At 53.7% G+C, this 14116-nt stretch carries 13 protein-coding genes; 2 read left to right on the top strand and 11 right to left on the bottom strand.

From position 1 onward, the window contains the following. Nucleotides 1-4: 4 nt before the first annotated feature. The 3 genes from priB to yjfP all read right to left on the bottom strand — a co-directional run bounded on the left by priB (nt 5) and on the right by yjfP (nt 1621). Nucleotides 5-322, bottom strand: a complete 318-nt coding sequence (priB, locus tag ACMHLI_RS15555) for a primosomal replication protein N (protein WP_072158217.1) — start codon at nt 320-322, stop codon at nt 5-7. Nucleotides 323-327: 5 nt separating this feature from the next. After that, nucleotides 328-720 carry a 30S ribosomal protein S6 gene (gene rpsF, locus ACMHLI_RS15550; RefSeq protein WP_013573776.1) on the bottom strand — a complete coding sequence of 131 codons (393 nt, stop codon included), beginning with the start codon at nt 718-720 and terminating at the stop codon, nt 328-330. Between the two features lie 151 nt (nt 721-871). Further along, nucleotides 872-1621 carry an esterase gene (gene yjfP / locus ACMHLI_RS15545; protein WP_413530254.1) on the bottom strand — a complete coding sequence of 250 codons (750 nt, stop codon included), beginning with the start codon at nt 1619-1621 and terminating at the stop codon, nt 872-874. A 278-nt stretch (nt 1622-1899) separates the two neighbouring features. Here yjfP and ACMHLI_RS15540 point away from each other — a divergent pair, with 278 nt between their 5' ends. Both ACMHLI_RS15540 and bsmA read left to right on the top strand, forming a co-directional pair. Next, nucleotides 1900-3849 carry a methyl-accepting chemotaxis protein gene (locus tag ACMHLI_RS15540; protein ID WP_413530253.1) on the top strand — a complete coding sequence of 650 codons (1950 nt, stop codon included), beginning with the start codon at nt 1900-1902 and terminating at the stop codon, nt 3847-3849. A gap of 94 nt (nt 3850-3943) precedes the next feature. Further along, a complete protein-coding gene (bsmA, locus tag ACMHLI_RS15535) occupies nt 3944-4255 on the top strand; it encodes a biofilm peroxide resistance protein BsmA (RefSeq protein ID WP_413530252.1) in 312 nt (103 codons plus the stop codon). 3 nt (nt 4256-4258) lie between these two features. Here the strand turns inward: bsmA and ACMHLI_RS15530 are convergent, their stop codons facing one another. The 8 genes from ACMHLI_RS15530 to hflK form a co-directional block, all read right to left on the bottom strand. After that, on the bottom strand, nt 4259-5890 hold the full coding sequence (locus ACMHLI_RS15530; protein ID WP_413530251.1) for an isovaleryl-CoA dehydrogenase: 1632 nt from the start codon (nt 5888-5890) through the stop codon (nt 4259-4261). 137 nt (nt 5891-6027) lie between these two features. Beyond that, nucleotides 6028-6771: a 23S rRNA (guanosine(2251)-2'-O)-methyltransferase RlmB gene (gene rlmB / locus ACMHLI_RS15525; protein ID WP_112168327.1), complete on the bottom strand. Its 744-nt coding sequence runs from the start codon at nt 6769-6771 to the stop codon at nt 6028-6030. A gap of 94 nt (nt 6772-6865) precedes the next feature. Next, a complete protein-coding gene (gene rnr, locus ACMHLI_RS15520; RefSeq protein ID WP_413530250.1) occupies nt 6866-9364 on the bottom strand; it encodes a ribonuclease R in 2499 nt (832 codons plus the stop codon). A gap of 41 nt (nt 9365-9405) precedes the next feature. Next, nucleotides 9406-9831 (bottom strand): nitric oxide-sensing transcriptional repressor NsrR, encoded by a 426-nt coding sequence (nsrR, locus tag ACMHLI_RS15515; RefSeq protein ID WP_112168329.1) that lies wholly within the window; start codon nt 9829-9831, stop codon nt 9406-9408. Nucleotides 9832-10058: 227 nt separating this feature from the next. Beyond that, a complete protein-coding gene (locus ACMHLI_RS15510) occupies nt 10059-11357 on the bottom strand; it encodes an adenylosuccinate synthase (protein WP_056782479.1) in 1299 nt (432 codons plus the stop codon). Nucleotides 11358-11501: 144 nt separating this feature from the next. Continuing rightward, nucleotides 11502-11702, bottom strand: coding sequence for a DUF2065 domain-containing protein (locus ACMHLI_RS15505; protein ID WP_413530249.1), 201 nt, complete (start codon nt 11700-11702; stop codon nt 11502-11504). A gap of 95 nt (nt 11703-11797) precedes the next feature. Next, entirely contained in the window at nt 11798-12796 is a 999-nt protein-coding gene (gene hflC, locus ACMHLI_RS15500; RefSeq protein WP_056782481.1) for a protease modulator HflC, read from the bottom strand. Nucleotides 12797-12798: 2 nt separating this feature from the next. Then, nucleotides 12799-14091 carry an FtsH protease activity modulator HflK gene (hflK, locus tag ACMHLI_RS15495; protein WP_112168333.1) on the bottom strand — a complete coding sequence of 431 codons (1293 nt, stop codon included), beginning with the start codon at nt 14089-14091 and terminating at the stop codon, nt 12799-12801. Nucleotides 14092-14116: the final 25 nt, after the last annotated feature.

The following is a 14116-nucleotide window of genomic DNA, read 5'->3' as shown; positions in this document are numbered from 1 at the left end:
TAGGCTAGTCTCCAGAATCTATCAATTCAATCTGCTCGGCATGTAACACCACTTTGTTCAGTCCATTGCGCCCTTGATGGCAACTAATGAAACCAGAAACAGTGAGTTGCGTGCCGACCGTTATACTGTGAGTTAATGCTTGTGACGCTTGTCCACTGACAACCACAGGCATTCTGCACCATGTTTGTCGGTTAAATCCGGCCTCCTGCTGCTGCGAGCGATGCTCTAGCACGAACTGACAGTGAGGAATGCCCGAAGGACTGACTTTACGAATGGGGGTCTTGCACACTGTGCCGGACAACACCAGACGATTCGCCGTCACGGCAATTACTCTTCAGAATCCCCAGCTTCAGCATCATCATTAGCTTCGGCGAAATCTTCACGACGATCACGACGTTCGTCTTTCGCTTTAACCATTGGAGATGCTTCAGTTACCGCGTGTTTAGTACGCATAACCATGCTACGGATAACGGCGTCGTTGAAGCGGAAGTTTGTTTCCAGCTCATCGATCGCTTCCTGCGGGGCTTCAACGTTCAGCAGAACGTAGTGAGCTTTGTGCAGTTTGTTGATCGGGTAAGCCAGTTGACGGCGGCCCCAGTCTTCCAGACGGTGAATCTGACCAGCAGCGTTAGTGATTACTGCACTGTAACGCTCGATCATGCCCGGAACCTGTTCGCTTTGGTCAGGGTGTACCATAAATACGATTTCGTAATGACGCATAGAATTGCTCCTTACGGATTATTCAGCCTCCTGTCAGGGTCAACCGCGGCCCATGGAAGCAAGGAACGTGTTATGTGTGCGGTCGAAAAAATGACGGGGAATTATATGTACAGCCCCGGCGAAACTCAAGAAGAAAGACAGATTAATTTCTCTACAGCTTTTGCGCGAAGAAGGCGGTGGCTTCTGTAAGCGCATGCACCGTCACTTTATGCTTCGCTTCGGACTCAGAAATAAAGGTCAGATGGCTGTCAGTGCCACTGCCCGCCAGTTCCTGTTGCAACCGCAGGCTTTCGCCAAACGGCACCACGTCATCCTGCTCGCCGTGCCAGACAAACAGCGGCTTGCCGGCGATTAACGCGGTTTTTCCGGTGACATCAAGACTAAGTAAAGACGCGAATTCACGTTCAAAAACCTCGCGCTGTGCGCTGTCACCGGCGGTGAAGGCCGGGAAAAGATGATGTGATAAACGCGAGAAGTATCCCGAGCCCATCAGATTCGCCGCGATTTTTATCCACGGGAATTTCACCAGCGCAGCCATGGTTGTCATACCCCCCATCGATACGCCGCCGACGCCCAGACGTTCCGGATCCGCCAGACCGCGCCCGACAAACACGTCCTTAAGTACCGCAAGCTCTTCCACGTTGTTTTGCAGAATGCCCCAGAAATGCGCGACACATTTTGCCTCGTCACTTTCAGCGCGGGCACCGTGCATGAGCGCATCCGGCAGGATCACACGAAAACCGGCCTTCGCCAGCGTATAGCCAAAATAGGAGTACATCTCTTTTGAGGATAAAAAGCCGTGGTAGAAAAAAATCGTCGGGAGCTGCTGCTGATATTGTCCGGCAGGCACCGAATGGATGACCTGGATCCCTTCAATATTTTCTTCGTACATCTCAACCATCTGATACCCCTTTTGCGCATGCTGGAAAAGAAAGTCACCTGAGTCTGTTTGTCATTCTACTGGCAGGAAATCGGGCGACCAGACCTTTTTCGTATGATTTATAACCCGTTATACCAACAAGCTGAGTCATACGATTTCCACCTTAATTCAAATTCATAGTTTCATTATTATTTCATTGATTCAGATCAATTTTTATTGAAATGAATGGTTACATTTGATCATTAATCCTTTCCGATTTTACGCCGTTAGTGCGCTATCAGAAGCTAACGGAAAAACCCATGAAAACGGCATCAAAACGCTCATTTCGCCGATGGAGCATAGGCGCAAAACTCGCCAGTATCGCCTCCCTGTTGGTCGGTACCTTATTTATTATTTTTACGTTGTCACTGACCCATTCCGCCGGAAGGCAGGTGAATGAACTAGCCGTCAACGCCATTTCCGAACAGGTAACCGGCGTGGTCGATATGATTGAAATGTACAACGCCAGCCTGAATGCCGAAGTCGACAGTTACACGCGGTTGTTCAGCCATTTCCTGCCAGAAAATTTTGAGCTCGATACTGCCAGTCCGGTCATGGTCGGCGAACAATCTGCGCCGGTCATCAAGGCCGGCGGTAATCCGCTAAATCTTGACAGCAAAATTCCCGATGATTTTCTGGCACGGACCGGCGCGATTTCCACCGTATTCGCCCGGCGTGGCGACGATTTCATCCGCGTCACCACCTCACTTAAGAAACAGGATGGCACCCGCGCCATCGGCACGTTGCTCGACAACACCAGCCCGGCGTATGCCAAAATCATGGCCGGTGACTCTTTCAGTGGGCTGGCCACGCTGTTCGGCAAAAAATACATTACCAAATATCAGCCGGTGCGCGACGCGCAGGGCAGCGTGATCGGCATTCTGTTTGTCGGTGTCGATATCACTGCAGAATACGCCGATATGCGGGCAAAAATCCTCTCGAAGCGTATCGGTGAGCAGGGATATTTCTTCGTGCTCAACAGCTCACCGGGCAAGGAGCTGGGAAAATATCTGGTTCACGCCACTGATGAAGGTAAAACGCCTGCATGGCCGGAAGGCGTGCTGGAACAGGTGATGTCGCAGTCGCGCGGCGAACGTGAATACACCGATGCCACCAGCCAGCATCAGCAATTTATTGTGTATGCCAATGTGCCCGCCTGGCATTGGGTGGTGGTGGGCAGCACGGACAAAAACAGCCTGATGGAACAGGTGACCCACACGCGCAATCAGTTCCTGATAATAAGCCTGCTGGCGCTGGCGTGCTTTGCGGCACTGTTTATCTGGTTGACGCGCAGATTGGTCAGCCGCCCGCTCAGCGACGTAGTTCATATCGCCCAGCAGTATGCCAGCGGCGATTTGCGCGCACGTGCCGAAACGCAGCGGGTTGATGAGATTGGCGCACTGATGCACGCCATTGACGGTATCGGTCACGGGCTGGAGAAAATTGTCGGCGAAGTGCGGCTGGTCTCTTCTGAAATCATGCACAACACGCAGGCGCTCTCCTCAGACAGCGATCGGATCAATCAGCAGATTGGCACGCAGGCCAGCAGTCTGGAAGAAACGTCGGCCAGCATGGAGCAGATCACTGCCACGGTCCAGAACACGGCGGATAACGCCACGCAGGCCACACAGCTGGTGCAGCAGACGGACACGGCGGCAACGATCGGCTCCGATGCGGTCGATCAATCCGTTGAAAGCATGGAAGCCATCAAACACGCCTCAACGCGCATTGCGGACATCACGACGGTTATCGAGGGCATCGCCTTCCAGACCAATATCCTGGCGCTCAACGCTGCCGTAGAGGCTGCCCGCGCCGGTGAGCATGGCCGTGGCTTCGCCGTGGTCGCCGCTGAAGTTCGCGCACTGGCGCAGCGCAGTTCGAATGCCGTGAAAGAGATCGAAAACCTGGTGGCAGATTCCCTGAGCAAAGTGGAAGACGGCCATAAAAGCGCCGCCAAAACACAGGCGAACATGACCAATATTCTCCAGGGGATCCGTCAGGTGAAAGTGCTGATGAGCGATATTGATATCGCCTCGCATGAGCAGTCAGCGGGTATTTCGCAGGTGAACATCGCCATTATGCAGATCGGTAAAGCGACGCAGGAGAATGCCACGCTGGTGGAAAACTCACAGCAAACGGCAGCCGCGCTGAGCGAACAGGGGCGCCATCTTTCGCAACTGGTCAGCGTGTTTAAGATTTCCGAACGTTAAGACGTGAGTCGCGCGGCAATAAATGCCGCGCAGACTCGCCAGCACGCCGGGGAAAGGGCTACACTCTGTGTATTGCTCTCTACCGGATATCACGATGAAATCCCTCCGAATCCCTGTTGCGCTGCTGCTACTGGCGGCACTGAGCGGTTGCAGTAATCTGATGCAAACCACCCCCGTTGCGCCGCCCGCGCCGACGGCCAAAGCGCAGGAAATCACCCGCGCTCAGACCTCTACGCTGACCAAAATCGGCAGCATCACTGCGGATGTGATTGGCAGCCCGATGGACGTCGAAGCGGAAATCCAGCGCAAAGCCGATGTGGCCGGTGCGCGGTATTACGTAATCATGTTTAACAGCGAAACCATTGTGCCAGGGCGATGGTATTCACAGGCGACCCTGTACCGCTAAACATTACTCTGCGCCGATGGCGCGGTTGATCAGCAGCTGACACAACCGTTCGGGCAGCTGCGTTTCACCCCGCGGGTCGAGCACCATCCGGCACCATGCATCCGCCATCGGCGGCGAGGCGAACTCCAGCATTTGCGTCGCCGCCAGCAAATTAAACAATTGCCCGGTCAGCCAGCGCCCCTGTGCTTCTTCCGGCGTACGCAGGCGTTGCAGAAACTGACGGGCGGCGCGATCAAACACCCGGTTCTGGCCGCGCGCCTGATGCAGTGCCTGCTGTAAGAGCTCTCCGCTGGCTGGCAGCTTCCTGAGCGTTCGCAGCACATCGAGACACATAATATTGCCTGAACCCTCCCAGATACTGTTGACGGGCATTTCACGGTACAAACGCGGCAGCTCGCTGTCTTCGCAATAACCAACCCCGCCCAGCACTTCCATCGCCTCCGCCACAAACGGCATACCCTGACGGCACACTTCAAACTTGGCAGCAGGCGTCAGCAACCGGCACAGCAGCTGCTCCGTCGGGTTAGCCTGCGCACCCGATGCTGCCGCGAGATGCATCAACAGCATCGTCTGCCCTTCCAGATGCAGTGCCATTCGGCTCAGCGTCTGACGCATCAGTGGTTGTTCAATCAACGGCTTGCCAAATACCTGACGCTGAAACGCGTGGTACAACGCCACCGAGAGCGCGCGGCGCATCATCGCGTGGCTGCCCAGCGCACAGTCAAAACGCGTATGTCCGCCCATCTTCAGGATATGGCGGATGCCCTCGCCTTCTTCACCCAGCAACCACCCGGTGGCGTTCTGGAATTCCACTTCGCTGCTGGCGTTGGATCGGTTTCCCAGCTTGTCTTTAAGCCGTTCGATGCGGACGGCATTACGTTCGCCGTCTGGCAATACTCGCGGCAGAAAGAAGCACGACAGCCCGCCCTCAGCCTGCGCCAGTACCAGATGTGCGTCACTTTGTGGCACCGAGAAAAACCATTTATGGCCGACCAGATGATAGGGTTTGCCGCTGCCGTGCCCTTCCAGCGCGGTCGCCCGCGTGGTGTTGCTCAGCACATCCGAACCGCCCTGCTTCTCGGTCATCCCCATGCCAATCAGCACGCCTTTTTTCTGATCGCCTGACTGTAGGTGAGGGTCATAGCGGTCGGACATCAGCGGTTTCAGCCAGCCGCTGAACTCTGCGGGAAGGTATTTTTGCAGCAGCGGGATTGCACCGAAGGTCATGGTCACCGGACATAGCGTCCCGGCTTCTACCTGCGCGTGGAGAATAAACCGCACGGCGCGCGCGACTGCCGATCCGATACGGGCATCTTCCTGCCACGGCAGATTATGTACACGGTTGGCGATCAGTCCCTGCATCAGCAGATGCCACGCAGGATGAAAACGCACGTCGTCGAGGCGCTCTCCCGTACTGTCATAACGCAGAAGGTCTGGAGGATTCGCGTTGGCCAGTCGGCCAAGCTCAAGAGACTCGGCGGAACCTAACTGCTGCCCCAGCGAGGCCAGCACGTCGGCGTCCCATCCGGCCTGGTGCCGCGACAATGCCTCGCGCAGCGGGGTATCAGAGAGGAATAAATTGCTGTTACTCAGCGGTTTGGGTTGATTGAAAACCCGATGTGTTTCCCAGTTCATCGCCAGCTCCCTTAGAAAAGGACATGGCATCAGTATGGTAAAAATGGGGGAATTAACAGGCGGACAGATCACAAAGACAGGAATGCAAACGGGAGCCCTGAGGCTCCCGTTTTAGACAATGGTGAAGCAAACTGAAATCAGCTCTTCTTCAGACCGCGCTGGCGTACGGCTTCGAAAAGGCAAACGCCGGTCGCGACGGAGACGTTCAGTGAAGACACGCTGCCGGCCATCGGAATGCTGATCAGTTCGTCGCAATGCTCACGGGTCAGACGGCGCATACCTTCGCCTTCCGCGCCCATCACCAACGCCATCGGGCCGGTCATTTTGCTCTGATAAAGATTGTGATCGGCTTCGCCCGCCGTCCCGACGATCCAGACATTGTGCTCCTGCAACACACGTAACGTGCGCGCCAGATTGGTGACGTTGATCAACGGCACGTTTTCCGCTGCGCCGCTGGCGACTTTTTTGGCGGTCGCGTTCAGTTTGGCAGAGCGGTCACGCGGAACAATCACCGCATGCACACCGGCCGCATCGGCAGTACGCAGGCAGGCACCCAGGTTATGCGGGTCAGTCACGCCGTCAAGCACCAGCAGGAACGGGGACTCGAGGCTTTCCAGCAGCGCAGGCAAATCGTTCTCCTGATACTGACGGCCTTCGCGCACACGGGCAATGATGCCCTGATGCACGGCACCTTCGGATTTCTCATCCAGCCACTGGCGGTTGGCCACCTGGATCACAATGCCGCTGGCTTCCAGCTCGTCGATCAACGGCTTCAGACGTTTGTCGTCACGGCCTTTCAGAATAAAGACTTCCAGAAAGCGCTGCGGATCGTTGTCGAGTAAGGCTTTAACGGAATGAATACCGTAGATAATTTCGCTCATGATGCTCTTTAAAATAGACTTGCGGACAGCATGCTGTCCGCAATTTAACGAAGGATTGCGGGCGATTCTATCATAGAAGAATCGCCCGTCAGGCTTAGCTTTCTACTGACTTTTTCTTAGCGCGTTTGGATCGGGTCGCCGCAGCAATTTTCGCCGTTTTATCGGAAGGCTTTTTGGCTTTCTTCGGCTTACCGTCTTTACCCACTGCGCTCACCGCTTTTTCTTTCTTCGGCCTGGCAGGCTTTGCGTCGTCTTTGCGGAATGCGCTGTCCGGTTCGAAGTTAGCGCCTTTTTTGCCGGTACGGCGACGTCCTGCATTCGCAGGCGCGGTGGAACGCATAGTGCGCTCACCGCCTTTCTTCTCGCGATCGCGCGCTGTTTTGCCTTCACCGCGTGCTTTACGGGTGCTGGAAACCAGAGCGAAGTCGATTTTACGCTCGTCCATGTGAACGGCTTCAACGCTGATTTCCACCGTATCACCCAGGCGGTAAACCGCACCGGATGATTCACCCACCAGACGTTGTCCGATGTTGTCATAACGGTAGTAATCGTTGTCCAGCGAGGAAACGTGGACCAGACCGTCGATGAACAGATCGTTCAGGCGCACAAAGAAACCGAATCCGGTTACGCTGGCGATAGTACCGGTAAAGACTTCACCGACGTGATCCTGCATAAAGTCGCATTTCAGCCAGTCAGCCACGTTACGGGTAGCTTCATCCGCACGGCGTTCTGCCATCGAACAATGCTCGCCCAGTTGCAACATGTCTTCATAATCACTGTGCCAGCCGCCGGTCGGCGTCCAGCGATCTTTCAGCGTACCGTGCTCTTTCGCCAGCAGATACTTGATCGCGCGGTGCAGTGCCAGATCCGGGTAACGACGAATCGGTGACGTAAAGTGCCCGTAGGACGGCAGCGCCAGACCGAAGTGACCGCGGTTTTCCGGGTCATAAATCGCCTGTTTCATCGAACGCAGCAACATGGTTTGCAGCATTTCGCGGTCAGGACGCCCCGCCAGTTCATCCATAATCTGAGCGTAATCTTTCGGATCAGGTTTCAGGCCACCGCCCATCACCAGACCTAACTCGCCCAGTACGCTTCGCAGCGCGGAGATATGGTCATCGCTTGGACGGTCATGCACGCGGAACAGCGCAGGTTCGTTATGTTTTTCAACAAAACGGGCCGCTGCAATGTTCGCGAGGATCATGCACTCTTCAATCAGTTTGTGTGCGTCGTTACGAACGGTCGGTTCGACACGTTCGATACGGCGTTCAGCGTTGAAGATGAACTTCGCTTCTTCCGTTTCAAAGGCGATACCGCCACGCTCTGCACGTGCGTGATCGAGCATTTTGTACATGGTGTGCAATTCTTGCAGATGCTTAACCAGCGGCGAATATTGCTCACGCAACTCTTCGTCGCCATCAATGATGCGCCAGACTTTGTTGTAGGTCAGACGGGCGTGAGAACTCATCACCGCTTCGTAGAATTTGGAACTGGTCAGCTTGCCCTGCGCTGAAATAGTCATCTCGCAGACCATACACAGGCGGTCTACTTGCGGATTCAGGGAGCACAGGCCGTTGGACAGCACTTCAGGCAGCATCGGAACAACCTGCGACGGGAAGTACACTGACGTGGCGCGACTGCGTGCTTCGTCATCCAGCGCGGTGCCATGACGCACGTAATAGCTGACGTCGGCGATAGCCACCCACAGGCGCCATCCGCCACCGCGTTTTTTCTCGCAGTATACGGCGTCATCGAAGTCACGCGCGTCTTCACCATCAATGGTGACCAGCGGGAGACTGCGTAAATCCACGCGGCCTTTTTTGGCTTCTTCCGGCACCTGTTCGCTCAGGTCTTCAACCTGCTTGAGCACCTGCGGTGGCCAGACGTGCGGAATTTCATGAGTGCGCAGTGCGATATCAACCGCCATGCTGGTACCCATTTTATCGCCCAGCACTTCGACGATTTTACCGACCGCTTTGGTACGGCGGGTCGGACGCTGAGTTAGCTCAACCACGACCATATAACCCATGCGTGCGCCGTTAATGGCATCGGCCGGGATCAGGATGTCGAAGCTCAGGCGGCTGTCATCGGGTACCACAAAACCGGCGCCGGCGTCAGTAAAGTACCGGCCTACGATCTGGCTCATCTTCGGCACCAGAACACGCACGATGCGCGCTTCACGGCGGCCTTTACGATCGGTGCCGACCGGCTGTGCTAATACCACGTCGCCGTGGATGCACATTTTCATTTGTTCAGCAGAGAGATAAACGTCGTCTTTCTTCACGCCTTCAAGGCGCAGGAAGCCGTAACCGTCGCGATGACCAATCACCGTCCCTTTGAGTAAATCCAGGCGTTCCGGCAGCGCGTAGCACTGACGGCGGGTGAAAACCAGTTGACCATCACGTTCCATCGCACGCAGACGACGGCGCAGGGCTTCCAGCGCTTCTTCGCCGGACAGGTTCAGTTCGTTACCGATTTCTTCACGGCTGGCAGGTGTTTCACGTTTCGCGAGGTGTTCGAGAATAAATTCACGACTGGGAATAGGTGATTCGTATTTTTCTGCTTCTCGTTCCAGGAATGGATCTTTTGACATAGCGGTTCCTCCGTTGCCATCAGCAGTTTGTTGAAAGTCTTTCATTCAACAAGCAATAATTTGTAGAGCGGCGAGTTATCTTTGACCATATCGGCCAGAGTGTACTGATTCAGCTCATCAAGAAAATGTTCTACAGCAGTGTGCAGGACGTGTTTTAGCCGGCATGCGGGCGTGATATGACAAAAGTCACTGTCACAGTTGACCAGTGAAAGCGGCTCGAGTTCGCGAACCACGTCGCCAATGCGGATTGTCTGTGCCGGTTTACCCAGCTTTATGCCACCATTTTTTCCGCGAACGGCGGTCACCAGACCTGCACGACTTAACTGATTTATGATTTTCACCATGTGGTTACGCGACACACCGTAAACCTCGGTGACCTGCGAAATGTTGGTCATCTGATCGTCAGGCAAAGACGCCATATAAATCAACGCTCTCAAACCATAATCAGTGAAACTCGTTAACTGCACACAGACCTCTGGGTAGTTTTTACCCGTTCTTTCCACATCAATGAAGACAAAGGGAAAAATTGATTTTTTTAAGAAAACACAATGATGATAAACCAGCCGGCAAGTTTGCGGCTAATCATTTAAATAGTGGATGCTTTATGGGAAGTAAACAAGCGCAGACAGGCAGAAAAAAATAAACCGGGCATATTTGCCCGGTTATGACGTTTTTACGCAATCAGCTCAGACTGTTATGCGTCAAACGGGTCACGCAGAATCATGGTTTCGCTACGGTCAGGGCCCGTTGAGATGATATCAACCGGTACTTCGGTCAACTCTTCGATGCGCTTGATGTAGTTCAGTGCTGCCTGTGGCAGTTTATCGACCTGTTTCACACCAAAGGTGGTTTCGGTCCAGCCTGGCATGATTTCGTAGATTGGCTCGATACCTTCCCAGCCTTCTGCAGCCAGCGGTGTCGTGGTCATTTCGCGGCCATCAGGCATGCGATAACCAATACACAGCTTCACTTCTTTCAGACCGTCCAGCACGTCCAGTTTGGTCAGACAGAAACCAGACAGGGAGTTGATCTGCACAGAACGACGCACAGCTACGATGTCCAGCCAGCCGCAACGACGGCTACGACCGGTAGTCGCGCCGAACTCGTTACCTTGCTTACGCAGGAACTCGCCAGTTTCGTCGAACAGTTCTGTTGGGAAAGGACCTGCACCCACACGGGTGGAATAGGCTTTTACGATGCCCAGTACATAATCGACGTAACGTGGACCAATACCAGAACCGGTAGCGACGCCACCTGCGGTGGTGTTGGAAGATGTCACATACGGATAAGTACCGTGATCGATGTCCAGAAGCGTGCCTTGCGCGCCTTCGAACATGATCAGATCGCCACGCTTACGCGCGCCATCCAGCAGCTCAGACACATCAACAACCATTGCAGTCAGAATGTCGGCGATAGCCATGACATCATCCAACGTTTTCTGGAAATCAACGGCTTCTACTTTGTAGTAGTTGACCAGCTGGAAGTTATGATAATCGATGATTTCTTTCAGCTTGATAGCGAAAGTTTCTTTGTTGAAGAGATCGCCAACGCGCAGACCGCGACGGGCAACTTTATCTTCATAAGCCGGGCCGATGCCACGACCGGTGGTGCCGATAGCTTTATCGCCACGCGCTTTTTCACGCGCCATGTCTAAGGCGACATGGTAAGGCAGGATCAGCGGGCAGGCTTCAGAGAGTAACAGACGTTCGCGTACAGGGATGCCACGAGCTTCAAGTTCGCCCATTTCTTTCATTAAGGCGTCAGGCGCCAGAACAACACCGTTACCGATGATGCTGGTGACATTTTCACGCAGAATGCCAGAAGGAATTAAATGAAGAACGGTTTTTTCACCGTTGATAACCAGAGTGTGACCGGCGTTGTGACCGCCCTGATAGCGCACAACATATTTAGCCCGTTCAGTAAGCAGGTCTACGACCTTGCCTTTCCCTTCATCACCCCATTGAGTGCCGAGTACGACGACGTTCTTACCCATCTCAAGAATCACCAGGTTGCTTAAAAAAGGATTCTAACATCTCATTCTGTGCTTTCCAGTACTTTTAGCACACGTTTGCGGGAAAAATTTCAATTGCGTGCTACCGGTCTCGGGCGGACGTGACACCTGGCATGTAACAAAACCTCAACCACCGAGACGCGTACGCAACATGTAGTAAATTACGAAGCCTGCAACCACAAGTGCCCCGCCAAAACGGCGTAAAACGGCGTCCGGAAGATTTGCTAAAGCCATGATCATTTTTCTCCATGATTTTGGATAAAGCATCGGCCCCAGGCCCTCAAGAACCAAAACTAATGCCAAGGCCAGCAAAATTGTCGAATTCATGGTCAGTGTTTCTCTGTGCTTCCCTTGAGAAAAAACAGAAGGGTTTTAGAAAAGACAAAAGGCCCCTCAGGGCCTTTTGGAAATTGCAGAAGCAATTATTTATTTTTTTCAGGTGACTTCATGAAGCGGAAGAAATCGCTGTCAGGGCTTAACACCATGACGTCGTTACCGCTCTTGAAGCTCGCCTCGTAAGCACGCAGACTACGAATGAATGCATAGAAGTCAGGATCCTGGCTGAATGCATCAGCAAACAGTTTCGCCGCTTCAGCATCGCCTTCACCACGGGTGATACGTGCAGTACGCTCTGCTTCAGCTACGGTACGGGTTCTTTCGTAATCGGCTGCAGCCTGAATCTTGGTCGCCTCTTCTTTACCCTGAGAAATGTGACGCAATGCCACCGCATTACGCTCAGCGCGCATACGATCGTAAATGGCGCTGGACACTTCTTCCGGCAAGTTGATTTGTTTCAGACGCACATCGACGACTTCGATACCGAGCGCTGCCATGCTATTCGGGTTCACCGCAGGCTGTTTGCCTTTGGTTTCCTGCTCAACACGTTTGGCTGCAGAGGCAATCGCATCATCCGCTTCAGTAGTGGCTTCTGGCTCATCACCTACGCTACCGGTATTAAGCGCATCACGCACATCCATCGTCAGACGACCACGGGAATCGGTTACGATGTCTTTCACATCCAGACGACCAATTTCAGAACGCAGACGGTCACTGAATTTACGTTTGAGCAGAATCTCTGCCTGAGAGACATCACCGCCGCCCGTTGCCAGATAGTAACGGCTAAAATCACTGATACGCCATTTCAGGTAAGAATCGACGATTAAGTCTTTCTTCTCGCTGGTCACGAAACGATCGGCCTGGTTGTCCATGGTCTGAATACGTGCGTCGAGCATTTTAATGGATTCCACGAAAGGAACTTTAAAATGCAGACCCGGCGCGTACACCAGAGGTTTGTTATCGTTATCGCGCAGAACTTTGCCGAAACGTAGCACGATACCGCGCTGACCTTCCTGAACGACAAACAGTGAGGCATAAAGCGCCACCAGCACCACAACGACGATAAGTAAAATCGACTTACGCATTGTTATTCTCTCCCTACGCGAAGTGTATCGTCACGTTGTGCATTCACACGACGCTGATCCATGACACTGCCAGACGAACGGGAACTGCTGCTATCGGCACTGCTTTTGCCATTATTGCCAGTTAAACCCGGAACGGAAGGCAACAAACCTGTTTCATCACTTTTGGTATCGCTGGCCGCAGCGTTATTGCCACGCAGCATTTGATCCAGAGGTAACACCATCAGGTTGTTCCCTTTGTCACTCACCAGAACTTTACGGGTGTGACTGAGGACTTTTTCCATTGTCTCGATATACAGACGCTCGCGGGTAATTTCCGGCGCGGCTTTATATTCAGGCAACAGTTTGGAGAAGCGGGCGACTTCACCCTGCGCTTCCAGTACGGTACGATCTTTGTAAGCTTTAGCATCTTCAAGCAGGCGCTGCGCTTCACCATTGGCCAGAGGCTGGATTTGGTTAGCGTAAGCTTCTGCTTCACGAATCGACTGTTGTTCCCGTTCACGGGCAGCGATCGCGTTATCGAAGGAAGCTTTTACTTCTTCAGGCGGACGTGCCGTCTGGAAGTTGACGTCCTGAATGGTGATACCCATTTTGTATGGACGAATCGTTTCTTCCAGTACACGTTGGGTATCGCTACGCACAGTGGTACGGCCTTCAGTCAGGATTTTATCCATCGTGTATTTGCCGATAACGCCACGTAATGCGCTGTCAGTCGCCTGGCTCAGACTGTCGTCAGGGTTGGCGACGCTGAACAAATAGGCCTCAGGATCGGTCACGCGGTACTGTACGTTCATCTCAACACGCACCACGTTCTCATCAGAGGTCAACATCACACCCGATGCGGCCAGTTCACGTACAGATTCTACGTTCACTGCGCGTACCTGATCGATGAAGGTCGGTTTCCAGTTCAGGCCCGGCTCAACCAGATGGCTGAACTTACCAAAACGGGTGACCACACCACGCTCGGCTTCTTTAATGGTATAGAAGCCCGTCGCAGCCCAGATAACGACCACCGCGGCAACCGCGATGCCAGCCATCCGGCTGCCACTCATTCCGTGACCGGAACCTGATGGCGTACCGTTGTTGTTATTGTTGTTGCCTGAACCTTTTCCACCGAAACCGCCCAGCTTTTTGCTGAGTTTACGGAAGATATCATCCAGGTCAGGTGGCCCCTGATTGCGGCCGCCTTTGTTGTCATTATTTCCACCAGAATTTCCACCAGAGTTGCCGCTATTATTATTGCTGCTGCCCCAGGGGTCGCGGTCCTGTCCGTTATTACCGGGCTGATTCCACGCCATGTTATAGCTCCATTATTCTATGATT

It is taken from the genome of Rahnella inusitata (genome assembly GCF_965118895.1).
GTDB classification, from domain to species: Bacteria; Pseudomonadota; Gammaproteobacteria; order Enterobacterales; family Enterobacteriaceae; genus Rahnella; species Rahnella inusitata_A.
Note: the sequence above shows the minus strand (reverse complement) of the source record. Positions and strands in the feature narration are given on the sequence as shown.